This is a genomic window from Arthrobacter sp. BL-252-APC-1A (assembly GCF_009696625.1).
In the GTDB taxonomy this organism is placed as follows: domain Bacteria; phylum Actinomycetota; class Actinomycetes; order Actinomycetales; family Micrococcaceae; genus Arthrobacter_B.
The window spans coordinates 104,920-126,202 of sequence record NZ_VULS01000007.1; the positions used below are offsets into that span (position 1 = coordinate 104,920).

23 protein-coding genes and 1 pseudogene are annotated in these 21,283 nt (G+C 64.1%); 9 read left to right on the forward strand and 15 right to left on the reverse strand.

Annotated features, from left to right (window positions below):
* Window positions 1-48: 48 nt before the first annotated feature.
* Window positions 49-579, forward strand: coding sequence for a heat shock protein transcriptional repressor HspR (locus FYJ28_RS17630; protein ID WP_082413301.1), 531 nt, complete (start codon window positions 49-51; stop codon window positions 577-579).
* Here the strand turns inward: FYJ28_RS17630 and FYJ28_RS11885 are convergent.
* The 7 genes and pseudogenes from FYJ28_RS11885 to FYJ28_RS11915 all read right to left on the reverse strand — a co-directional run bounded on the left by FYJ28_RS11885 (window position 576) and on the right by FYJ28_RS11915 (window position 5,841).
* On the reverse strand, window positions 576-1,397 hold the full coding sequence (locus FYJ28_RS11885; protein ID WP_055239072.1) for a hypothetical protein: 822 nt from the start codon (window positions 1,395-1,397) through the stop codon (window positions 576-578). The genes FYJ28_RS17630 and FYJ28_RS11885 overlap by 4 nt on opposite strands.
* Window positions 1,394-2,341 carry an ABC transporter ATP-binding protein gene (locus tag FYJ28_RS11890; protein WP_055239073.1) on the reverse strand — a complete coding sequence of 316 codons (948 nt, stop codon included), beginning with the start codon at window positions 2,339-2,341 and terminating at the stop codon, window positions 1,394-1,396. Before FYJ28_RS11890 ends, FYJ28_RS11885 begins: the two co-directional genes overlap by 4 nt.
* A gap of 40 nt (window positions 2,342-2,381) precedes the next feature.
* Window positions 2,382-2,678: a transcriptional regulator gene (locus FYJ28_RS11895; RefSeq protein WP_055239074.1), complete on the reverse strand. Its 297-nt coding sequence runs from the start codon at window positions 2,676-2,678 to the stop codon at window positions 2,382-2,384.
* Window positions 2,671-3,405, reverse strand: a complete 735-nt coding sequence (locus FYJ28_RS11900; protein WP_229780424.1) for a hypothetical protein — start codon at window positions 3,403-3,405, stop codon at window positions 2,671-2,673. The genes FYJ28_RS11895 and FYJ28_RS11900 overlap by 8 nt, the downstream gene beginning before the upstream one ends.
* A gap of 97 nt (window positions 3,406-3,502) precedes the next feature.
* Window positions 3,503-4,888, reverse strand: coding sequence for an APC family permease (locus tag FYJ28_RS11905; RefSeq protein WP_055239075.1), 1,386 nt, complete (start codon window positions 4,886-4,888; stop codon window positions 3,503-3,505).
* 66 nt (window positions 4,889-4,954) lie between these two features.
* Window positions 4,955-5,575, reverse strand: a pseudogene (locus FYJ28_RS11910) (amidohydrolase family protein); the annotation flags it as partial.
* A gap of 59 nt (window positions 5,576-5,634) precedes the next feature.
* The gene (locus FYJ28_RS11915; protein ID WP_154579420.1) at window positions 5,635-5,841 is read right to left on the reverse strand and encodes a hypothetical protein; all 207 of its coding nucleotides are present in this window, start codon (window positions 5,839-5,841) and stop codon (window positions 5,635-5,637) included.
* Between the two features lie 104 nt (window positions 5,842-5,945).
* Between FYJ28_RS11915 and FYJ28_RS11920 the strand changes: the two genes are divergently transcribed.
* Window positions 5,946-6,752: an APH(3'') family aminoglycoside O-phosphotransferase gene (locus tag FYJ28_RS11920; RefSeq protein ID WP_154579421.1), complete on the forward strand. Its 807-nt coding sequence runs from the start codon at window positions 5,946-5,948 to the stop codon at window positions 6,750-6,752.
* A gap of 139 nt (window positions 6,753-6,891) precedes the next feature.
* A complete protein-coding gene (locus FYJ28_RS11925; RefSeq protein WP_326831682.1) occupies window positions 6,892-7,467 on the forward strand; it encodes a GNAT family N-acetyltransferase in 576 nt (191 codons plus the stop codon).
* 181 nt (window positions 7,468-7,648) lie between these two features.
* Here FYJ28_RS11925 and FYJ28_RS11930 read toward each other — a convergent pair whose 3' ends face one another.
* The 5 genes from FYJ28_RS11930 to FYJ28_RS11950 form a co-directional block, all read right to left on the reverse strand.
* Window positions 7,649-8,179 (reverse strand): chloramphenicol phosphotransferase CPT family protein, encoded by a 531-nt coding sequence (locus FYJ28_RS11930; protein ID WP_326831683.1) that lies wholly within the window; start codon window positions 8,177-8,179, stop codon window positions 7,649-7,651.
* A gap of 95 nt (window positions 8,180-8,274) precedes the next feature.
* On the reverse strand, window positions 8,275-8,685 hold the full coding sequence (locus FYJ28_RS11935) for a DUF3224 domain-containing protein (RefSeq protein WP_154579423.1): 411 nt from the start codon (window positions 8,683-8,685) through the stop codon (window positions 8,275-8,277).
* Between the two features lie 156 nt (window positions 8,686-8,841).
* Window positions 8,842-9,636, reverse strand: coding sequence for an ABC transporter permease (locus tag FYJ28_RS11940; protein WP_154579424.1), 795 nt, complete (start codon window positions 9,634-9,636; stop codon window positions 8,842-8,844).
* A complete protein-coding gene (locus FYJ28_RS11945; RefSeq protein ID WP_154579425.1) occupies window positions 9,636-10,352 on the reverse strand; it encodes an ABC transporter ATP-binding protein in 717 nt (238 codons plus the stop codon). Before FYJ28_RS11945 ends, FYJ28_RS11940 begins: the two co-directional genes overlap by 1 nt.
* Window positions 10,349-10,708, reverse strand: coding sequence for a hypothetical protein (locus tag FYJ28_RS11950; RefSeq protein WP_154579426.1), 360 nt, complete (start codon window positions 10,706-10,708; stop codon window positions 10,349-10,351). The genes FYJ28_RS11945 and FYJ28_RS11950 overlap by 4 nt, the downstream gene beginning before the upstream one ends.
* A gap of 75 nt (window positions 10,709-10,783) precedes the next feature.
* Between FYJ28_RS11950 and FYJ28_RS11955 the strand changes: the two genes are divergently transcribed.
* A complete protein-coding gene (locus FYJ28_RS11955; protein WP_154579427.1) occupies window positions 10,784-11,317 on the forward strand; it encodes a helix-turn-helix domain-containing protein in 534 nt (177 codons plus the stop codon).
* A 382-nt stretch (window positions 11,318-11,699) separates the two neighbouring features.
* Here the strand turns inward: FYJ28_RS11955 and FYJ28_RS11960 are convergent, their stop codons facing one another.
* Window positions 11,700-12,221: a hypothetical protein gene (locus tag FYJ28_RS11960; RefSeq protein ID WP_154579428.1), complete on the reverse strand. Its 522-nt coding sequence runs from the start codon at window positions 12,219-12,221 to the stop codon at window positions 11,700-11,702.
* 70 nt (window positions 12,222-12,291) lie between these two features.
* Here FYJ28_RS11960 and FYJ28_RS11965 point away from each other — a divergent pair, with 70 nt between their 5' ends.
* The gene (locus FYJ28_RS11965) at window positions 12,292-12,864 is read left to right on the forward strand and encodes a TetR family transcriptional regulator C-terminal domain-containing protein (RefSeq protein ID WP_154579429.1); all 573 of its coding nucleotides are present in this window, start codon (window positions 12,292-12,294) and stop codon (window positions 12,862-12,864) included.
* Between the two features lie 102 nt (window positions 12,865-12,966).
* Here FYJ28_RS11965 and mobF read toward each other — a convergent pair whose 3' ends face one another.
* Window positions 12,967-16,422 carry a MobF family relaxase gene (gene mobF / locus FYJ28_RS11970; protein ID WP_229780425.1) on the reverse strand — a complete coding sequence of 1,152 codons (3,456 nt, stop codon included), beginning with the start codon at window positions 16,420-16,422 and terminating at the stop codon, window positions 12,967-12,969.
* Window positions 16,423-16,612: 190 nt separating this feature from the next.
* Between mobF and FYJ28_RS11975 the strand changes: the two genes are divergently transcribed.
* The 4 genes from FYJ28_RS11975 to FYJ28_RS11990 all read left to right on the forward strand — a co-directional run bounded on the left by FYJ28_RS11975 (window position 16,613) and on the right by FYJ28_RS11990 (window position 19,653).
* Window positions 16,613-17,140, forward strand: coding sequence for a TetR/AcrR family transcriptional regulator (locus tag FYJ28_RS11975; RefSeq protein WP_229780426.1), 528 nt, complete (start codon window positions 16,613-16,615; stop codon window positions 17,138-17,140).
* Window positions 17,141-17,242: 102 nt separating this feature from the next.
* On the forward strand, window positions 17,243-18,343 hold the full coding sequence (locus FYJ28_RS11980) for an MFS transporter (RefSeq protein WP_229780427.1): 1,101 nt from the start codon (window positions 17,243-17,245) through the stop codon (window positions 18,341-18,343).
* Window positions 18,344-18,539: 196 nt separating this feature from the next.
* The gene (locus FYJ28_RS11985; protein ID WP_195840664.1) at window positions 18,540-19,427 is read left to right on the forward strand and encodes an exopolyphosphatase; all 888 of its coding nucleotides are present in this window, start codon (window positions 18,540-18,542) and stop codon (window positions 19,425-19,427) included.
* A 4-nt stretch (window positions 19,428-19,431) separates the two neighbouring features.
* A complete protein-coding gene (locus tag FYJ28_RS11990; RefSeq protein ID WP_154579433.1) occupies window positions 19,432-19,653 on the forward strand; it encodes a hypothetical protein in 222 nt (73 codons plus the stop codon).
* 39 nt (window positions 19,654-19,692) lie between these two features.
* On the opposite strand, the gene FYJ28_RS11995 is transcribed toward FYJ28_RS11990, so the two are convergent.
* Complete coding sequence (locus tag FYJ28_RS11995) at window positions 19,693-21,255, reverse strand: recombinase family protein (protein WP_154579434.1); 1,563 nt, start codon at window positions 21,253-21,255, stop codon at window positions 19,693-19,695.
* Window positions 21,256-21,283 lie beyond the last annotated feature (28 nt).

The window sequence follows — 21,283 nt, forward strand, 5'->3', positions numbered from 1 at the left end:
CGGCTAAGATAACGACAACACACGGAAGCGAAGGAGAAGGCAGTGGGCATTGACGTCAACGCGCCGATCTTCGTGATCTCGGTTGCCGCGGAACTCGCCGACATGCATCCGCAAACCCTCCGGCAGTACGACCGGCTGGGGATCGTGAGCCCCAGCCGGGCTCCGGGCCGTTCCCGGCGCTATTCCCAGCGGGATATCGAGATGCTGCGGGAGGTTCAGCGCCTATCCCAGGAAGGTGTCTCCCTGGAAGGCATCAAACGGATCATGCAGCTGCAGCAGCAGGTCAGCGGGCTGCGCGAGCGGGTGGACCAGCTTTCCGCGGAGCTGGACCAGGTCCAGCAGCGCAGTGCCGACATGGGCCGGGTCTTCGCTGCCGGACTTGCCGGTGACGTCGTCACACTTTCCCGCGGCCAGCGGCCGCCTGCATCCAAAGCGCAGGCACGCACCAGCGGCCTGGCTGCCCTGGTGGCCCGGAGCCGCCGGGTCATGGCGTTGCCGGCCGGCAAGGGCGCGGCGGTGGAAACGGAGCTCGGCTACACCGCCGACCGCGGCGAGTTCTTCCGCTCCGGCCAGTCCTAGCGGAACCTCCGGCCTTGATCCCTGCGGTTGGCCCACACAGCGCCCGCGCAGAGCAGCACAGTCCAGACCAGGAAGCAGAGTACGGATGTGGCCGGCAGATCCTCGCCGGAGAGCGCTGAGACCGAGATGTCCCGCGCGGCCCGGGAGGGCAGGAACTGCGAGAAGGTGTTCAGCCCCGGAGAAAAGATGACCGGCGGAAGCATCATGCCGCCTGCGAAGGCGAGCGGGAAAAAGACCACCTGTGTCACTGCGATCGCGACCTTGGACGTACAGAGGTAGCCGATCAGCAGTCCCAGGAAAAGGAACGGGAGCCCGCAAAGAAGCCAGACCACCACTGAGACCGGAATGCGCCACCAGGAGAGCGTTCCGTCAGTGTAGAGCTGCAGTCCAGCCGTAGTGGTGGCTCCCACTACCAGCACGGGGACCAGTGCGAAGAACGCAAACATCATGGCCGTTATTGCCCGCGCCACGGTTGCCGGGAAGGCCCCGACCGGCAGGGTCCGGACGTAGCTGCTCCATGGATTGGCCCGTTCCTCAGCCACGCCGATGCCGTAGTTGAAGAGGAACGCGCTCATCACGCCGAAGACTGCCAGCTGCGCGATCGACATCAGTGAGGCCTGGGGGTCGGACGTAACCGCCGTCTGGGGCAGCACGAAGAACACCAGCGCCAGGGTCGGGAACACCGTTGAGGACAGAACGGCCACCGGAATGCGCAGCTGTTCCAGGACCTGCGCGCGGGTGTGGATGCGGATCAGCTCGAACAGCGGCTTGTTAGCCGGTTGGGTTGCAGGCGGACGGGCCGCGGCAGTACCGGTCATCGGGCTGCCTTCCTTTCCGTGTTGTGTTCCGGGCCGCCGGCCCGTTGCGTGAGCGAGATGAAGGCTTCCTCCAGGCTCGCGGCATGGACCTCCAGTCCGCGGAATTCCACCTGCTCCCGAACGAGCCGGCGAACCGTGTCATCGGCGTCGTGCGTTAGTACTGTTGTTGCGCCGGACGCTGACAGGCTCGCCGACACGGTGCCCGGCTGGGATTCAAAGTACGACGGCGGCAGGGAAGTGTGGAATGAAACCCGGCTAATGCTCACCCGGCTGCGGATCGCATCCACGTTGCCGTCGGCCACCACGGAGCCGCCGTTGATCACTACTACCCGGCTGGCCAGGGTCTGGATCTCGTCGAGGTAATGGCTGGTAATCAGCAGCGTGCCGCCGCCGGCACGGTAGTCTGCCAGCCGTTCCCACAGGTTCTCGCGGGCCTCGACATCCAGGCCGGTGGTCGGCTCGTCCAGGATCACCAGGCGGGGACGGCCCACCAGGGCCAGGGCCACGAGGAGGCGGCGCTGCTGGCCGCCGGAAAGCCCCCCGCACTGTTTATTGGACGCAGCCCCCAGTCCGAACCCGTCCAGCAGCTCTGCTGTTGGCACCGGACTGGCGTAGTGCGATCCGACGAAGTCCACCGTTTCACGCACGCGCAGCGTTGCCGGCACTGAGGTCGCCTGCGGTGTGGTGCCTAATGCCTGGCGGGCCAACGGGTTCCTGGGATCCTGTCCAAAAAGCTCGACGCGGCCGGAATCGGGCTGCCGGAGACCGCTGAGCAGGTTCAGGAGTGTGGACTTGCCGGCGCCGTTGGGTCCCAGCAAACCGACGGTCTCGCCGGCAGTGACAGTGAAGTCCACGCCGTCCAGCGCAGTGGTGGCACCGTAGGCCTTGCTGACTCCGTGAGCTGCCGCCAGGACTTCCTGGAAGCTTCGGGAAGGAGCGGTCATTTTGCTTATCTCCTGGTGGCAGGGCCGGCCGGAATATTCGTTATGCCAGGCCGGAGAGCAGGTCGGAAAGGTTCTTGCGGTAGCGGGCATAGGCGGCTCTGCCCTCGGGGGTAATGCCCACGTAGGTAGCGGGGGTGCGGCCCTCTATCGTCTTGGTGACTTCCACGTAGCCCGCGGTTTCAAGCTTTCGCAGGTGGGTGGAGAGGTTGCCGGCTGTCATTTCCAGCATTTTCTGGAGTTTGGTAAAGGCAATCTGGTTGTTCTCACCGACTTCGTTGAGCGTAGTGAGGGCACGCAGCCGGGATTCGGCGTGGATGACCGGGTCGAGTTCAGGCATGGGCCCGCCCGTTCCGGAGCCTGCGGGTACGCAGGTGTTCAACCACGGCTCCGGCCAGCATGCCGGTGGCCCCTAGGAAGAGGAAAACGGCCAGGAAGAAATCCGGTCCGGAGACGAGGGCTGCCACCGTGACGATCAGCAGCCAGATTCCAAGGAAGGACTGGGCGCGGTCGTTGAAGGTGGTTCCGCTGGTGATGTACAGCAACCCGACGATGAGGATCGCGACGGAGTTGATGAGCAGGCCCCGCAGCCAGAAATCGTCGACCGCCCGTCCGATCACAGCACTCAGCGCTCCCATGACGGTAAACCCGAGTGCCCAGGCGGCGCCGTACATTCCGCCCTGGAACGCGGACTGTCCGCGCAGTCCCCGGCTGCTGCGGAAGAAGATCGCAATAGTCGAGCCGGTGGCTGCTGCGAGGGCTATTCCGAGGATCGCCAGTGCTGCCGAAGGTTCCAGCGGAAGCCACCCCTGCTGTGTTCCCCACAAAGAGCCGTAGCCAATAATCCAGGTGACACCCCAGAGCAGGTACACCAGGGATGTGTTTCCGCTGAGGGTTCGGCGGGCGGAACGCTCTGCATCCTGGACCACGCGGAGGGCGGAATGCAGGTCCATGGTCTCTTCAGGGGCTGAATGCCCGTCCGTTTCTTTTCCGGACGTTGCGGCGGCCCCGGCAGGATCCGGTTTGCCTGCTTCAAGCTGGCCGTTACGGAAGGCTTTTTCGCTCATGCAAAGTAGTTTGCAGTACAAACCTGCTTCCGGCAAGAGGTAGCAACAAAAACAGGGGAGATGACGCTTCGGCGTCATCTCCCCTGTTGGAGCTTTGCTAACTCCGGCTGTCTTCCGGGATGGCAGGTGTCTCGCTGAAGTCCAGGGTCGGCGTCGGGCGCCGGAAGAACCTGGTGAGGTACAGGAGGTGGAGAACGCCCACCCCAACCCAAATCAGCCCCACAACAAAGGTGGTGGCGGAGAGCGAAGTCCAGAGCCACAGGCACAGGGCAACGCCGACGGCGGGCACGGCAACGTATTTCAGCGCGTCCAGGCCAGTGCGCCGCCCGTTGTCGATGGCGTAGTGCTTGATCACGCTGAGGTTCACGAAGGTGAAAGCGATGAGCGCCCCAAAGCTGATCATCGAAGAAGCCAGTTCGAGACTGAGCACAAGAGCCACCAGGGAGACCGCTCCCACGATCAGCGAGGCGGAGTACGGCGTCTTGAACCGGGGGTGGATCCTGCCAAACACGCCGCGGGGGAGTGTCCCGTCGCGGCCCATGGACAGCAGGATCCGGGAAACGGATACCTGGGATGCCATGGCGGAGGCGATGCAGCCGGCTACATATGCTGCCGTGAAAAACGTGCTGAGGAAGGTGCCGCCCACGTGGACCATGACGTCAACGGCAGCGGAGTCGGGATCCGTAAAGGACATCCAGTCCGGGAAGGCAACGTGGCCAAGCCAGGACAGGCCCAGGTAGATCGAGCCGGAAAGGACGGTACACAGCAGGATGGCCCGCGGAATAATCCGCCGTGGGTCCCGGGTTTCTTCCGCCAGGGTGGAGACGGCGTCGAAGCCCAGGAAGGACAGACAGAGGATTGCGGCGCCGGCGAATATGGTGCCGGCATCGAATCCTTCGCTGTAGAAGGGTGCCAGCGGACTAATCGGCTCGGCGTAGCCTGCGTAGGTGCCAAGGGACATCACCACAAACACGAGGATGAATACCGCCTGGGCGGCGATCAGGATCATGTTGGCGCTGGCGACCAGGCGGATGCCGATCACATTGAAGGTGGTGACGATGGCGATGGCCGCAACCACCCAGATCCACGCGGGGATCGCAGGGAAGGCCACACCCATGTAGATCCCGATGACCATGTAGTTGAGCATCGGCAGGAACAGGTAGTCCAGGAGCAGCGCCCAGCCGGCGAGGAAACCCGTGGAGGCACCGAAGGACTGCTGTACGTAGGTGTAGGCGCTTCCGGCCACCGGATAGGCACGAACCATGTTTGCGTAGGCAACGGCAGTGAAGATCATGGCGACCATGGTCACTGCGTAGGCAGCGGGAAGATGCCCGCTGGTCAGCTCCGTGACGATGCCGTAGGTGGTGAAGACGGTAAGCGGCACCATGTACGCGAGTCCGAAGAACACAACCGAGGGAAGCCCAAGGGTGCGCTTCAGCTGGGGTTTACGGACTGCCGCAGGGGCAGGTTGGGGAATTGCCATCCGATTTCCGTTTCTGTGGGGGCCAGGAACTGGCAGGGGAGGAAGAAAGCAGTAAGGCAGGCGGAACTACGCCAGCGCGGAATGGACGGGTTCTCCGCCAACTACGGTCAGCAGCACGGGCAGGTCGGTGAGAGCATCGCCGTCGGTCTCTGCCGGATCTTCGGCGAAGAGCACCAGGTTTGCGGTTGCACCGGGTTTGATCACGCCGAGGTCACCGCGGCCCAGTGCCTCGGCTGCCCAGCGGGTGTAACCAAGCAGCGCTTCGTAGCCGCTCAGCCTCTGTTCCGGTTCGAAAACAGGGGCCTGAACGTTTCCGGGGGTACGCCGCAGCCGCGCCCAGGCCATGCCGAGGCGCGGGTCGTACTGCGCCACAGGCCAGTCTGAACCGAGGGCAACGCGGCCGCCGGCTTCCAGCACATCCCTGACCCGGAAACCGCCGTGGGAGCGGTGCGGGCCCAGCCTGGACGCCCAGGCATCGGTGCCGTCTCCCGCACGCCACTGCATGTGCAGGGGCTGCATGGACGCTACGACGCCGGTTTCTGCCAGGTTTGAGATGTCCGGGTCGGTCAGGACTTCCAGATGTTCAATGCGGTTCGGTGCACCGGCAGCCGATGCCGTGCCCACACGCTTGTAGGCCTCAAGGATCTGGCCCACACCGGCGTCGCCCACCGAGTGCGTGGCGATCTGGTAGCCGAGGTTCGGTAAACGAACTCACCTGTGGTCATGCACGTCTGCGCAGTTCCAGTCTACCGATTCCACCAGACGCTCGGGAAAAGCTGAGGGTGAAGCCAGCGGCAGGGCGGCGTTCCCGCCTCCGCGTAGGAGTGGATCAGCGGCGTCGAGAGCCAGCGGTCGGCGTCCGCGGCCGCGAACGAGCGCAGAAGATACTTGTAGCCGTCACCGACTCTCATCACCCGCATCGAGACCGTCATGTGCAGTAGGTGAGCCAACATCGCGCGCTGCTTTGCCGTCATTGCAAACATGCTGTGTTTGGTCAGTATTGGTCGTGAGGCCGCGCAGAGCAAGTGAAGGACGGTCGACGTGACATGATAGTGGCATGTTGTTTCCCTCGGTGCCACTGACCGGATTGCTTTCCGATAGCTCAGTGTGGGCCCGCGTCACCGGCGGCGAGTCAGGCGCGATTGTGCTGCGTCACGTGTCCGGGGAACGGTTCGCCAAGGTCGTCTCCGTTGCTGATGCAAGCACGTTAGAAGACGAGCGCGATCGGATCGAGTGGCTGTCGACCACCGGGATTCCCGGCCCCAGCGTGCTCGACTGGCGCACCACCGAGCACGGCGCCTGCCTCATCACCAGTGCCGTCGCGGGCGTTCCGGCTGACCGGCTCGACTCGGCCCATCTCGCGCAGGCATGGCCGTCGATCACCGAATCCCTGGTCCGGCTGCACAGCATCCCCGCAAGTACGTGCCCGTACGGCAGGACTCTGGACGAGATGATGGCGCTGGCCCGCGCGACCGTCGCCGAGAACCGGGTCCACCCCGAGTTCCTGCCCCAGCAGCTCATCGAGGCCCCGCCCTCGGTGATCCTCGAAAGCTTAGAACGCGACCGCCCTTTCCGTCAGGAACAAGAGGACGCCGACAGGGTAGTCTGCCACGGAGACTTCTGCCTTCCCAACATCCTTATTGACCCTGATGCCTCGCTCGTGGCCGGGCTTATCGACCTCGGCCGACTCGGACAGGCAGATCCCTACGCCGACATCGCGCTCCTGCTGGCGAACGCTCGCGAGACCTGGCCCAACGAAGACACCGCCCAATGGGCGGATCACGACTTCGGCTCCCGGTACGGCATCGCCCTTGACCCCGACCGCCTGGACTTCTACCTCCGACTCGACCCGCTGACCTGGTAGACCATGCCCGGCGTACGCAGAATCCGCAGAAGGAAGCCGTCCGGCTCCAAAGGTAACAAGGAGATTGTCCGATGCGCCAGGGTCACGGCCAAGAAGTCGACCGCGGTTGTATCTCTGGGTGCCTTGCTACGATTGCTAGGTGAGTGAACGGCAGAAAGACGTTTTCCTTGACTCTGGCAGGGTGACATTTCGTCGGGGCGTGCCGGGGGATGACTTGGTGCTCGGTGACATTGACGGTTCCTTCGTTACCGACACCATTTTCGAGGTGCGGCTTTCTGCCAACGGGTTTACTCTCAACGAGAAGAGTGTCTCCTCTCCGATCGTCAAGAAGTTTCCTCTTAGCGAAGACATCGACGTTGATGATGAAGAGGCGTCAGCGCGATTTGTTGCCGTTGATGCGGACGGGAATGCCTGCGGGTTCATTGACTTGGTTTTCGAGGTGTGGAATCGACGAGTCGTGATAGCGGATTTGGGGCTCTCCCCTCAGTATCGTCGGAGAGGGCTGGGACGGGAACTGGTTGGCCTCGCGGCTGACTACGGGCGTGAATTGAACGCCCGAACCTTGTGGTTGGAGGTCACCAATATCAACGCACCGGCCATCCGCGCGTATCTCCGCATGGGGTTTAAGTTTTGCGGTTTGGATACCTCTCTGTATCGCGGAACTGCATCAGAAGGCGAGGTTGCGGTATTCATGAGCCAAGACTTACCCGGTTAGTGATTCTTGCGGGCCGAAAGGCCATTACACAGATCACATTTCCTCTAGAGTTGCCGCGTTGCTGAAACACGTTCTCGTGCTCTGACTTGACACTCTGTTTGGTTTCTTTCCCACAGGAATCAGGGATGCATTGCTGTTCGAAACAAGACGGCAAGTCCGATCATTCTGTCTCGACGGGGCGTTAGCGTTTCGAGGTCACGAAATCGGCCAGCAGCTGTGCGCAGGCTTCGGGATATCGTGCAGTGGTATCGATCTCAATGTCGTACACGACCCCGTCATGGACACGCGAGGCTTGTAAGCGTGCCATGCCCGGTACGCGGTCGTGGCGGGAAGCCTCACGGGCTGCAGCAACTTCTGGATCGCAGTGCACTCCTGCCCAGAGCATCGGCACCCCATCAAATGTTGACTGTAGATGCCGTTGTCCCTCACCTCCGGCAAGCAGCACCTCGTCAAGAATAATGTTGGCACCCGATTGCGCCAGCGTATGAAGTGCTGAGTACCAAGCGCGTTCCAGCCGTTTGTACTGCTCCGTCACCACGACAGTGCCATCAGGGCCGTAGCTGATTCCGGACTTCGGGCTGTCGCCCCGGCCGGGTAACGCTTCGATGAACGTATCTACCCCGAAGGTCAGCCAGGTTCCGGGAAGGGATTCTTGCAGTGCTCGTGCGATAGACGTCTTTCCCGAACTTGATCCGCCGTTGATTACGATCACTTGCGCATCCGGTTCCCGTGCGGTCACCCGTCGAGGCCCGCTACCTCCCTCGGCCGAACGGTCTCGCCGCTCAGTGCGGCGAGCAGGGTTGGCGTTCATTTGGGAAGTTGGTAATCGAACCAGAGCCGGTGGGTTCCGTCGCCGTCGACGGCGATCCCCCCGTCGCCTGAGATTCCACGCAACTCTCCGGTGCCGCTGGAGGGGATGATGGCGAAGGATTCTGCGCTCCGATCTTCACCTGCTGTCGTCGCTGAGTGCGTGAAGTTGAAAGTTCCCCACCGGTGGTGAAGCGATCCCTCGAAAGATTCCATCGCAACGTATCCGCCGATATTGCTCGCTGGGTCGAGTGCGTAGGTAAACAGCGTCGTCGAACGTCCGGTGATGTCTCCGGCGAAGAGCTTCTCCATTGTCGCGACGGCTACCGGGGTGCCAGTTTCGGGTCCGGCGTTCAAGGGTGGCTCGATGGGAGTGAATGCTTCCACTGTGAAGGTTCCTGTTGCTCGCATGATTCTCCTTTGGTTAGAGACGTGACTTTCAGAAGGGCACCACTGACGGAGTGGCGAATTGAGCTCGCTGACTTGCACCTCGTTTGGCTAGGGCGGATACCGACATTTCAGAGATTCGTGACACTGAGAGCGTCGAGAGTTCGATCGGTGTATTCGTCATTTCAGGTCGCGTTTCAGCGTCACGAATATGGCGAGGAGCCCGGCGAGTCCCGCGTAAGCAAGCAGTATGACCGCTCCCATGAGAGGAGACGCTAGCGAGGCCGGGCTGAGTGAGGTCTGCTCGGCGAGGGTGTCGGTGAGGAAGGAGAAGCTCGTCAGCGAGGCTGTCGCTCCGCCTGGCATGAAGGGGTATAGCTTGTTCACGCCGGGGAGCATCATGAGCACGAACTCGATGAAGTAGAAGTATCCGAGCACGATGCCGATGGCGATGAGTTGGTTGCGGGCGAGCGCTCCGATACTTACCCCTAACACCATGTACACGGCCGCTGCGAGGGCGAGTTGGAGTAGCGGCAGAATGATCTCGCCAACAGGCACCGGAATCGTCACTCCGCGTACTGCTGCTCCTGCGAAGAGAGCCGCACCGGATGCGATTGAGGAGACGAGCCCATACGTTAGGCCGAGCAGGGTGTAGACGACGAGCTTCGCACCAAGCACCTGCCCTCGCCTTGGCACTGCGAGGAACGTGGTGCCAATAGTTCGGTGCCGGTACTCGGAGGTGATGGCGATGGTGCCGATGAGCGCGGGGATGAACAACAGCACCGTGGGAAGCCCGAGAACGATCGCGAAGCCATCCGGGGTATCAAGCCCGGGCATTGGCGGGGTCGCGTTCTCCGGCCCAATGAATGCGAGTGTGCCTGTCAGGAGTGCGCCGCAGGTGGCTGCGAGGAGGATCGTCCAGAGCGCGAGACGAAGAGTTACCAGTTTGATGAGCTCGCCGCGGATCACGCTCATCATCGGTCTCCTCCCTGTGTCGCGCGAAGGAACACGTCCTCAAGGGATGCGCCTGACGAGCGAATTTCGGTGAGAGAGGCGGCTCGCCTCACCCGCCCCTTATCGATGAGCACGACATCGTCCACGGTGTGCTCGACCTCACCGAGCACGTGGCTGGACAACAAGACGGTGCGCCCTGATCTCGCGAACTCTTGGAGGAACGTTCTCAGCCACACGACACCCCCCGGGTCTAAGCCATTGGAGGGTTCATCGAGCACGAGGATTTCCGGGTCGCCCAGAAGCGCCGTCGCAAGCGAGAGCCGCTGGCGCATTCCGGTCGAGAACGTGCCGATGCGACGGTCAGTGAAAGCGGTCGCGCCAACCTGTTCGAGCACCGCTTCGATTCGTGTCCGAGAAAGCCCCGAAAGCGCACTGTAAGTGAGCAAGTGCTGCCTGGCGGTCATCCTCGGATGCGCGCCCGCAATATCCACCACCGCCCCGACAACGCTTGCCGGCTGGGGGTGATCTCGATAGCGTCTTCCGTGCACAAGTGCCGTTCCTCCGGACGGTCGGGTCAGCCCTAGCAGTATGCGTAGCGTCGTCGTTTTCCCTGCACCGTTCGGGCCCAGGAAGCCCGTGACCCGGCCTGAGGCCGCTATGAACGTGGCCTCCGATACTGCGTCAACGGAACCGAAGCTCTTACGAAGACCCTGGATCTCAATCGGCGCACGGCTCATCGTGCGAGGCCTTCCTGAATGTTGTGCGCGATGTTCTCCGCGTCATCGGTGCTGAGGAGGATCTCGTCGAACCCGGTCTCATCACGAACCGTGTGAAGGCGAAGGAGGGGCATGCCCCGTTTCATCGACACCAGTCGCCGGACACCCGAAGGGTGAGCGAAGGTGCCGAGTTTGCGATAGCCAGACATGACGAAACCAGAACGAATACCGAGTACTTCTGAGGACCAGCCAGGCTCAACGCGAGCCGACCGGATCGCAGCTAACGGAACGTGCAGGAAGCTTCGCCCGACCATCATGGACTCCCAGCCAGGGAAGCGCACGTCAACGCCTGCCATTCCATAGGTCGTCTGCGTCATCGCGCGCTCCTCTGCTTCAATGGGTGGTAGGTCAATGAGAACATTATCATAGTGATAACGATGAGGGGTAGAGTCATGGCTGCAGAGCGTCCGATCGCCGACCTCGTGCTCCACCCCGTTCGCATGAAGATCATCCAACAAATCGGCCACCGCAACATGACAACCGCTCAGCTCCGCAAAGCACTGCCGGAAGTGAAGCAGGCCACGCTGTATCGGCACGTCGCAGCCCTGCTCGATGCCGAGATCTTGGCGGTCGTTGACGAACGACAGGTGCGTGGTGCCATCGAGCGTACGCTCGCCCTCGGGGAACGCATGGCCCACGTCGGCCATGAGGAGATGCAGGCGATGGACACTCTGCAGTTGCGCTCGGCATTCGCGATGTTCCTCAGCGACCTTTCACACGATTTCGAAGAGGTTCTCGAAGACGGACGCACAGACTTGCGCGGATTCCTCGGGTTCGCACGCGCACCGCTCTACCTCGACACGCAAGACCTTGAGAAACTTCAAACAGAGTTCATGGAAGTACTCACGCCCTACCTCCAACGACGCGATGACGCACAACGTCGCATCAGCCTCGCCACCATCCTCATCCCCGACGCCGATGCTTAGCTTCTCAGCCCGGTTGCATTACGCCGACGTGAACACTCGCCGGACAAACAACCCACAGGGCGCGTGCGCACCGTGAGAGTTATGCCACAGGTCCCGGATCTGGCAGCGTCCGTGAGCAACCCTCCGGTGTGCACCAGTCGATGCGCGGCTGGAGTATGTCTCCCGCTCGTGCAGCAGCCCCTCCTTCAAGGCCGCCTGCCGCTCGAACTTGCGCAGGTGGGAGAAGAGGTTAGTCGCTGTCATCCCCAGCTCCCGCTGCACCTGCGCAAATGGAACCCGTGCTGCCCGACTCACGCGCGGCCAGCTCGGTGACGATCCGGGGCCGCTTCGTCCTGTGAATCCTTCGGTCGAGTTGAACCAGCATCGTCATACCATTCCTGAACTACTTACCCGCGCGCTGAGTCCGGAGGTGGTCGCGGAGCGGTCCGATGACACCCCACATGAGAGCGGTGAACGCCGCCGAGATGATCCAGTAGAGCAGCCAGAATGAATCGGCGAAGCCCACCACTGCGATGCCAATCCCGAGCAGCCCGATAGTGATTGATACGGCGACGAGACAGCGGAGCCAGTACTGCATGCTCGACCGCTCCGGCACCACCGGGAGTTGATCCTCAGGCAGGCCGGTGTACTTCTTGGCAAACCGCCGGTCGAAGCGGCGGATGATCTCTGGGCCGAAGGTGACCGAGAAGCCGACGTAGAACGCTGCCAAGCCGTGACTGAAGTCAGAGGGCGCTCCGCGACCGAGGTCGATATAGGTGAGTGTGATGATGGCGAGATCCACGACCGGGGTGAGGGTCAGCAGCACCGTGGAGATTGAGCGCCAGCGCAGAAGGTAGCGGATAGAGAAGCCCCCGAGAAGCAGCGCCCAGAAGGCCACCTCCCCGGCGATGATGTACGGCAGCATCGGCGTTCCTCTCCTCGGCGCATCAATTCGGCTCTATTATCGTACAGTGGTACCATGATAGCTTGAGGGCATGCCGAAAATCGTCGACCACGCCGCGCGGCGAGACGAGATTGGATGGGCTGTGGCCAGGCTGATTGAGGCCGAAGGTGTACACGCGGTCACAGTCCGAGCCGCCGCTGCCGCCGTCGGCTTTCCACCTTCGACGCTGCGCCACTACTTCCCAAATGGCGATCAGATGCTCGCCCATGCACTCGTCGTCGTGCGGGAGCGGCAGAAGCAGCGGCTTGCAGCCGTCACCTGGCCCGAGGAACAGCGAGCGGCGCTTCGAGAGGCCTGGCTCCAGACGCTGCCGCTGGACGCCGACCGCCTCACGGAAACACATGTCTGGTTAGCCGCGAGTCTCACGGCCCGCTCCGACGAGGCCCGGCGCATCCTGGCCGACATCAACACAGGCTTGGATCGCCTCTGTGACGCAACGGCGCAGGCGCTGACTTCACCAGACCAGCAGGCGGCTGCCGCAACAGCCCTCCGAGCGTTCACCGATGGCCTCGCTCTCGGCGCGATCGCTCAGCCGGAACACTTCACCCCTGAGCGCATTACTGAGAGCCTAGACTTCTATCTCGCTTCGACCCAGAGCCGCTAAGCGCTCGCGTCTCCGCCCAGCATTCAGCGCCCATGACCCAGGCCGAACCCTCTCTACTCTGTGAAGGACGCAGGCTACGTCCATGTCGTGGGAGGCTACGGGTCAGAGCCCGATTCCAGGCTCACGCTGTGTATCTGGGCCTTGGCGCGTGGGCGGTTCGGGCGAGGAGAGCTGCCGTCGATGCTGTTCGGCTTGCTGCTGCGCAAGTTCCCGTTCCACGCGTTTGGTCTCGATGAGCTTGGCGGCGTCGTTCGCTGAGAGGCTGCGGAGTTCTGCGCTCTCGGCTCGAAGGAGCGCTGCGCGAGCACGGGCGTCGCGAGCGTTGCGACTGGGGTTGAGGGCGCGCATCCCGTATTGATGAGCACGGGCGTTCTCAGCCCCATACTCGTTCGCCAAGAGCGTCAGGCGTTCGTTGCGGTGACGCTCATCCATTGCGGCTCGTTCGGTGCGCGCGGCCTCGACTACTTGGTCGGCGTCGCGCACTCGAGGGTCGGCCTCTGCTCGCCGCCCCGCGACCTGTGCCGCCCACTCGGGTAGTACGCGGGGGTTTCGTGGCGGTTCCGCTTCCCATACATCGCGAAGGTGCGTTCGGATGGTTGCTGCTTGTTCGCTGGCGGCGCGGTGCTCGTCGCGGGCCTTGCGCCGCCCGAACCGCCCAACAGTCGCAAGCCTGGTACTCGCTGTCCGCTCTGTCTTGACGGTAGCGAGGTACGCCGCACCATCGCGCTCGGCTTGCTCCGCGAGAGGCGCGGCGACCTCGGCACGCACCCGTTCGTATTCTTCCTCAGCCTGGCGAAGCACGGCGGTGCCTTCGTCGCTCTCGGTCCGGTGCGCGGCGCGTTGAGCGTCGAGGCGGTTGGCGGTCTGTTCCCACCGCTCCGCCTGCCGATCAGCACGTTCGGCCTCGCGGTCCAGTTTGGCGAGTTCTTCCGTGACGCGGCGGATCGGGCCGTTCTTGACAATGCCGCGCGCGGCTTCGGCGGCTTGGGTGGTGGCGTGGGTGAGGCCGCGGTCGGCGCGGTCGCGTTCCATCGCGTCAATGAACTGCGCCCGCGCATCTGCCAGGTTATCGGCGGCGACGTGCAACTGGTTCTGCTCGCGGCCTCGGGTCATCCCGACGTAGACCCCTGCCGCGCTCGTCGCCTCCGACAGGATCGTGTGCGAGGCGGTGACGGTTGCGCCTTGGACGCCGTACGCGGTCGCCGCATAGGACAGGTGCGCGTGCTCTGCCACGTACTCGGCGGGCAGGGCCACTGTGCGAGAGTTCCTGAGCCCACTGCCGACCTCGCGGGCGTACACAGCGCCGTCCTCGGTGACGTGCTGGACGACCCACTGCTGCCGGTTCGCGACCCCGAGCGGGCCGTCGTTCTTCCGAGTCTGGATCACATCACCCTGACCAATGCTGAGGCCGTCGCTGCCGGTCGCCGTCACCGCGTCATCGACCTCACCCCGTTCGACGCGACCGATACGGATGCGCTCGTTCAACTCCGCCGCCTCGTCATTCGTGGCGACCGTGATCGCCTCGCCATCGCGGGCATGGTTGGTGAAGTACTCGCGGGCCTGCTCGTCGTCGGGATGCAGGCTGACGAGGCCCAGCATGGCGAGTCGGTCGAAGACCTCTCCGGGGTTGACGCGGTCGCGCATCACCAACGTGAGTGCGGCGTACTCGTGGCTGGTGAAGCGGTGCAGTTCCGTCATGTTGTAGGTACGCCCGCGAATCAGCGCCGCCATATCGAGCACCCCACCCCGACCAACGGCAGGCAGCTGCGCACGGTCACCGACCAGCGCAACGGTCGCCCCCGCCTCAACGGTCACAGAGAGCAGGGCGTGGGCGGTGTCTTGGTCGAGCATCCCTGCCTCGTCCACGATCACCCGCTCACCCCGGCGCAGCAGCGCATCTGCTGGTGGACCGGTGTAGATGCTGCCGGTTGCAGGGTCAGTGCCTCCCGGTACGAGGCGCGTCCATACGCCATCGGCATTCCACCGCCACCCGTGCGCATACACGAGCGACGCAACACTGGAGGCGGGTACACCGAGTTCGTCATGCGCGACCTGCGCGGCCCGCAACGTCGGCGCAACCACCCGCGACACCCTGCCATGCTGCGCAGCGACGGTGATCGCGGTGTGCAGCATGGTCGTCTTCCCACTCCCTGCTGCACCCTCCACGATCACCAGCGGATCGGTCGAGGCAACCGCCGCTGCTGCGAGGGTCTGTCCCTCATCTAGTCCGGCGGCTTGCCCGGCGCGGGTCACGTCGGGATGTTCTGGCTCCCGGCCTGGTGTCGCGGCGGTGAGTTGGTCACGGAGCGCGGTCTCGGCGGCGACTACGTTCAGGCTGGTCAGGTGCGCGACGTGCTCCGGTGTCGGTGCGTCTGGCGGGAGGACGGAGAAGCAATCGGAGACGGCAAGCTCGGTCGCCAAAGTAATGAACTTCCGCAACTCTGCCGGTGTCGCCTGCACGCCGTGCTCGGTGGTGATCCGGGTGACGTGCTCCTGCACGGTGTGCCTCGTCCACGCCGACGCACCAGCTGCGCAACGATCCAGCGCCCGCGATGCAATCTCCTGCACGGCGAGGTCATCCACTTGCACCACCGGTTGCACGTGACGGCGTTCGAGGCTGCTGGTGTCGTATCCGGCATCAGCGAGTTCCTGTACCCACCATTGCTCGTCTTTGAGATCGGCGGGTTTCTTGCCGGGTCGCTGGTGCGTCCATGCAATGCCCTGCAACCGTGCGGTCATGACCGGGCCGAGTGCTTCGCCGGGATGCTGCGCTTCCCATTCGGCTTCGAGGTGGTCGAGGTTGCGTCTGATCTGTGCCGACCGCTTCGACATCACACCGTTGAACGGCAGCAACTCTGTTACTTCTCCGCTCACGGGGTCGAGGGTCAGGCCATGCGCTGCGAGGGTCTGTGCGAGCTGCGGGTGTGCGGCGATCACCGCCGTACCCAGGGCGCGGATCGCTCCTTGCTGTTTGAACAACGCCGCCGTGTCCAGTGCCCGCCACTTTCCAGCCGCCCACACCCTGGTTCCGATCTGCATGTGGATATGCCGGTGCGGATCACCAGCCCGCGACGTCTTGTGCCGGATGCCGACAACCTGTATGCGCTCAATCGGTAGAATCTCCCGCGCGTCACGCGGGCCGACCCTCGTGACCGAGTGCTGGCCCAGCCATCGTTGTATCTCTGCGAGAGCATCCTGCTGCGCTTGGTCGAGCGCACCAGACACTTCGGGGTGAAGCGCGGCGGCGACCGACAGGCTCTTGGGGGCGTTGATCGTCATCTCCGCGAACAACGGCGACCCCTTCGACCCCTCACCCGGATTACGCGGGATACCCATCGACTCGCCCATGACGGGATCGCGCCAGTCCACCCACCCCTCGTACTCGACCACCGTGAGCGACCGGGTCGCGGTGACCTCGCCGCTGGCATCGAGCACCGTGTACTCGGCTACGGCATCGTCCGCGCCGAGGTAGTACTCGTCAGCGCGGGAGCGGTCGGCCTCGACATACCGGCGCGCAGCAGCACCGCTGCCACGGAACAGGATCACGCCGCCCTTCATCTGGGCCTCCCTCATGAGTCGTCTCATGAGGGAGGTGCGCACGCCCCACCAACGGTGGCATACGTGCATAACTTCTTATCGGTGAAGGCGGGGTTGCGAGAGGCAGATACATACGGGCTATCATGTATGTATGAGACGTTCGGTTGAGGACGCGGAGAGAACGCGTCTGTCGCTGTGTGAGGCGGCGTTGATGGCCTTCGAGGAGAAGGGGTGGCGGGGGGCAACGTTCGAGGCGATCTCGGAACGGGCGGGCGTGACCCGTGGCGCGCTGCACCATCACTTCCGCGACAAGGCCACCCTCCTGCGGAATGCGCTCGCGTGGGGATGGGGCGAGTACGCAGAACGCGTGTTCCCCGCAGACCCCAACCAGGATATGTCTGCTGGGCTGTCGAGCCTGCTGTCGGAGTACATGCGCCTGCTGAGCGCCGATCCGCTGTTCCGCGCGTTGGCGTTCTCCACGGTGCTGGTCGCACCCCAGGCGTTCGACGACGCCTCCGAGAAAGGGGCGGGACTCGATGACTGGCACGCCCGCATCACCGAGCTGATCGCTGCCGACCCTGCCGTCACAAGCGCGCTCCCGCCCGCGCAGACCGCGGGCCTCGTGCTCGTTCTCCTTCAAGGGCTCACCGTGACCGCGGTGACCCGACCACAAGACCTTCCGCAACCACCACACCGTGAACGCGCGGTCGCCGCGCTGGTTCGGGGGTTGCTCTCCTAGAAAGACCATTAGTTCCCCATGACAACTCCACACACCGCCCCCGCCGGGGGCACGACTCCGACGCGCGCACTGATCGTGTCGTCAGCGGCACTGTTCACAGACATGCTCGTGCACGGCCTCGCCGTCCCGGTGCTGCCGCTCCTTCCGTCCGTCGTGGCCGCCGGGCCAGAAGCAACCGGCATCCTCTTCTCCTCATACGCGGCGGCAATGATCATCGCGACACTGTTCGCAGGGCGCATTGTTGACCGATACGGGCCACGCACACCGCTGCTCATCGGCTTGGTGGGGCTCGCGGCGGCGACGCTACTGTTCGCCACCGGAGGCCCCTACGGGTTGCTGCTCGTCGCTCGCCTCGCTCAAGGGATCGCGGGCGGAATGTCCTGGGTCGCAGCCCTCTCGCTGATCGCGGCGACCACACCGATGGAGAAACGCGGGCAGTCGATGGGTATTGCCCTGTCGACTATCACCCTGGGCGTGCTGATCGGCCCGCCACTGGCCGGGTTCCTGGTCGATCACTTCGGCACCGCATCCCCGTTCCTGTTCGCCGCTGCCGTCGCCCTCGCAGACGGAGTGCTGCGGATCGTATTCGTGAAGGACTCGCCCCGCGTCACCGACGACACCGCCGGGCCACTCGCAGTGCTCAAAGTGCCGGGATCATTCTCAATCGTCCTCGCCGTCGCTGTCGGTGCTGCCGTGCTCTCCGGCATCGAGCCGGTCTTGCCCGTGCACCTCGGCGCGAGCGCGCTCACAGTTGGGTTGCTGTTCGGGCTCGCAGCCCTCGCCTCGATCATCGCCAACCCTGTTGTCGGCCGTCTCGTCACGACCACATCACCGCGGATGCTTGTAGGTGCAGGGGTCGTTGCGGTCGCAGCCGCGCTCGGGGTGACCGGGTTCGCGACCGAACTGTGGCAGACCTGCATCGGCATGGCCCTCCTTGGGGTCTCCTCGGCGCTGCTGCTGGCACCGGCCACGACACTCATCAGCGAACAGGGGTACAAGTCGACCCCGCCCACACTCGGCGGCTCGTTCGCGCTCTACAACCTCGCCTACGCCGCAGGGCTCGCCGGCGGCCCCCTTTTGACCGGCATTAGTACCGGGCAATGGGGATTCACCACAGCGATGCTTGTGACCGCCGCTGTGCTCGCAGTGATCGGCGGCGCATCGCTCGCGCGCCTCCCACGAGCAGCCCGACAAACCGAATAGTCACGTTCCCCGATGATCGGGCGAAACCAACGTGGGCACCTCGCCCGCAGACGGTTCCGCCCGATCACGGGATCGCGTGCCCGCCGTGAGAGGTGGCAAAACAGTACGCCTGCCGACGAACAGCAGGTGCGGGGCAAACCGATGCGCGCCCTGATCTGGGTGCCAGTGGCGCACCTCCCTTGCGGGAGGCGTCACCGTGGACGAACACACCTCGCCCGACCTCAACGGGGCTGCGGGAACGGCTGGCTCGGCCAGCAACACTTTCGAGAGCCCAGAAGGTCTCCGCTCCCTACTCAACCGCTTACACGACGCTGGGCCGGGCGCGTGGCGGAGTGACCGTGAAGCCGCCGACCTCATGCGCTTCACAGCGACGAAGTATCGGCCACTCGCCCGCAAGCACGGCTTGGATGCCTGGGAGGTCGCGTCAGCCGCGTTCGAGGTGATGCTCGCTCCCTCAACGCGCAACGCGGGTAACCCGTGGGCGGTGGTCACCCGTGCGGTGCAGATCACATGTCACGCGGAGACTCGTGCCGCCGGGATGCTGACATCAGCCAGCAAGGTGCGCCACACCGCGCGGATCGCCGGGTTCCACGATGCTGTGCGGTTCGCCGAGCGGGAACGCTTGGCCGAGTACCACCCCGCGTTCACGCATCACGATGATGGTGACGCCGACGAGAGCGAGCATGCAGCGCGAGTGGCTGCTCTGCTGTCTGCCACGGTCGCGCTATTCGAGTCGGCGGGCTGGGATGCTGCACTGGTCACCGAGTGCGTCGAGCATGTGGCCTACCGGCTTGCCGATCTCTCCTCCCGGCAGCGCGGGGTCGAGGTACTGCGCCGCGACCGCACGATCCCGACGCTGCTCGACATACCGCCCCGGTCATGGTCTGCGATGTTGCGGATCGTGCTCGGGCACCCCGACCCAAAGCACGCTGGCACCCCGGTCGGTGATGGTGTGCTGCTGCGACTACTGAACGGCGAAACGCTGGAAGCTCTGCGCGACGATGGGACACTGATGAAGATGATCTGCGCCGCCACGCCGACAAGCACCCCGCGGCTTGTTTTGGGGGTAGCGCTCCGCACCTAACGGTATGAGCATCCACACCGAAACGCCCGCTGCCACCTCCGCCGCCCCTGCAACCTCGCTCGCTGCCACGCTCGGCGCACGACTCGCTGATGCCTCTCGGCGCGCGCAGGGTCTCGCCACCGCCGTGAACGATCCTGCGGTATTGGCCGAACTGCGCGGACTCTGCGCCACACCTCGCCCCATGCGCGCGCCCGTCGCTGAGAAACGCGAAGGCCCCGCACCCTGAACGACTCAGGGCTGCGAGGACGGTCACGAACCGCCGGGGTTATGCGCGCCAGACGAACTCAACCCGGCGCGCGAGCACTGCCGCACGGTGCGCGTCGCGGCGCAAATGGAACTCCTCTGTGCTCTCGTTTCGGCGCTTGGGGACAGCGGTCATCATGTCAGCCGGGTGAGCATGCACCAGCACCGCTTGCAGGATCAGACTCGCCGCCTGGTACTGCCACATTGGGGTACGCCCCTCCCACTCAGCAGCGACCGTCGTGACATCGATGCTGAGCCCGGCGTGGGGCGTGGTCGCGGTGTATTCGCGGCGGGTCGCCTCGATCCGCTCCGCGATCCGTGCGCGTTGCCGCACCCACATGGTCTTGTCGATCAGCCCGTCGTAGTAGTCATCATCGAGCCGCGCCAGACGTTCCCGATCTTGGTCGAGCGTTGCCGTGAGCCCGACCCGTGCCGCAAGGTCACTGCCAGAGGCTCGGCGCACCTTGGGGTGGAGGGTGATCTGCTCGAATGTCGCGAGCACTGCTTCCTCGACGAGCTTGGCGATTTCAGCAGAGCGAATCGAACGAGTGCACCCGCCTGGGGTCGGCTGTAAGCACTGGTACACGCCGCCCCGGTGAATCATCGACGTTCCGCACAGGGAGCAGCGGATCAACCCTGAGAACGGGTACATCCGCACCGCCGCACCCGTACCGGGTTGGTGGAAGTTCCGCGCCTTCTTACGTGCGTCAAGCACATCGGAGACTTGCTGCCAGGTGCCCTCGTCCACAATCGCGGGCCACGCCGCTTTCACCTGCATCTTCGAGGTCTTCGCACGGCTCCCGTCCGGCATCACAGGCCGGTACTCGCGCACGCCTTTGTTGGAGGGGTTGTAGAGCACCATCTTGAGTGTGCGATCCGACCACGCGCATCCGTGGGTGGTGAGGATGCCTTGTGCGTTCCAGTCCTTGCGAATGCGATACAGGGATTCACCGGCGAGCACCCGCTGGTACATCTCGACCACCAGTGGCCCGGTCACTGGATCGATCACGAGCGCGCCTGCCTCTGCCCGGTATCCAAATGGCACCCTGCCGCCGTGCCAGGCACCCTCGATGGCCTGCTGCTTCGCTGCCCGCGCGACACGTCGGGCAGTGTCAGCTGACGACTTGTTCGCCATCGCCACCAGCACCCTGGCCATTGCTACGTCAGAATCCGTGTCCAACCGGAGCGAGCCAGTCACGGAGCGGACGGCGAACCCACCGAGCACCTTCGCATCAATGAGGTCTTCCAAATCTCTGGGGTCGCGTACCGCCCGATCCAGGTCGTAGGCGACCATCACCTGCGCCTGCCCGTCGGTGAGGTGTGTGAGCATGGCGCGGAACTGCGGCCGGATCACCCGCCGCACCCGCTCACCCGATGGGAGTGTGATCGTGCGCTGCTTGAACGCCGACGTGTCATTCTCCCGAAACACCGCTACCACTTCCCACCCGTGCGCTGCGGCATAAGCTCGGCAATCGGCCTCCTGCCGATCTACGCCACGCTCGGTGCCCTCGGGGTCGTCGCTGATCCTGACGTACACCACCGCCCGCAACGCCTCCGTGCTCTGTTTCTGCTGTTCGTGGCCCATCTCTTGGCCCCGCCTTCCTTCTCGTGTG

Bases quoted from the DNA above. Each gene is read 5' to 3' on its own strand.
- FYJ28_RS11885 (WP_055239072.1), bottom strand. From the start codon at position 1,397: ATGACCGGTACTGCCGCGGCCCGTCCGCCTGCAACCCAACCGGCTAAC.
- FYJ28_RS11890 (WP_055239073.1), bottom strand. From the start codon at position 2,341: ATGACCGCTCCTTCCCGAAGCTTCCAGGAAGTCCTGGCGGCAGCTCAC.
- FYJ28_RS11895 (WP_055239074.1), bottom strand. From the start codon at position 2,678: ATGCCTGAACTCGACCCGGTCATCCACGCCGAATCCCGGCTGCGTGCC.
- FYJ28_RS11900 (WP_229780424.1), bottom strand. From the start codon at position 3,405: ATGAGCGAAAAAGCCTTCCGTAACGGCCAGCTTGAAGCAGGCAAACCG.
- FYJ28_RS11905 (WP_055239075.1), bottom strand. From the start codon at position 4,888: ATGGCAATTCCCCAACCTGCCCCTGCGGCAGTCCGTAAACCCCAGCTG.
- FYJ28_RS11915 (WP_154579420.1), bottom strand. From the start codon at position 5,841: ATGTTGGCTCACCTACTGCACATGACGGTCTCGATGCGGGTGATGAGA.
- FYJ28_RS11920 (WP_154579421.1), top strand. From the start codon at position 5,946: ATGTTGTTTCCCTCGGTGCCACTGACCGGATTGCTTTCCGATAGCTCA.
- FYJ28_RS11935 (WP_154579423.1), bottom strand. From the start codon at position 8,685: ATGCGAGCAACAGGAACCTTCACAGTGGAAGCATTCACTCCCATCGAG.
- FYJ28_RS11940 (WP_154579424.1), bottom strand. From the start codon at position 9,636: ATGAGCGTGATCCGCGGCGAGCTCATCAAACTGGTAACTCTTCGTCTC.
- FYJ28_RS11945 (WP_154579425.1), bottom strand. From the start codon at position 10,352: ATGAGCCGTGCGCCGATTGAGATCCAGGGTCTTCGTAAGAGCTTCGGT.
- FYJ28_RS11950 (WP_154579426.1), bottom strand. From the start codon at position 10,708: ATGACGCAGACGACCTATGGAATGGCAGGCGTTGACGTGCGCTTCCCT.
- FYJ28_RS11955 (WP_154579427.1), top strand. From the start codon at position 10,784: ATGGCTGCAGAGCGTCCGATCGCCGACCTCGTGCTCCACCCCGTTCGC.
- FYJ28_RS11960 (WP_154579428.1), bottom strand. From the start codon at position 12,221: ATGCTGCCGTACATCATCGCCGGGGAGGTGGCCTTCTGGGCGCTGCTT.
- FYJ28_RS11965 (WP_154579429.1), top strand. From the start codon at position 12,292: ATGCCGAAAATCGTCGACCACGCCGCGCGGCGAGACGAGATTGGATGG.
- mobF (WP_229780425.1), bottom strand. From the start codon at position 16,422: ATGAAGGGCGGCGTGATCCTGTTCCGTGGCAGCGGTGCTGCTGCGCGC.
- FYJ28_RS11975 (WP_229780426.1), top strand. From the start codon at position 16,613: ATGGCCTTCGAGGAGAAGGGGTGGCGGGGGGCAACGTTCGAGGCGATC.
- FYJ28_RS11980 (WP_229780427.1), top strand. From the start codon at position 17,243: ATGCTCGTGCACGGCCTCGCCGTCCCGGTGCTGCCGCTCCTTCCGTCC.
- FYJ28_RS11990 (WP_154579433.1), top strand. From the start codon at position 19,432: ATGAGCATCCACACCGAAACGCCCGCTGCCACCTCCGCCGCCCCTGCA.
- FYJ28_RS11995 (WP_154579434.1), bottom strand. From the start codon at position 21,255: ATGGGCCACGAACAGCAGAAACAGAGCACGGAGGCGTTGCGGGCGGTG.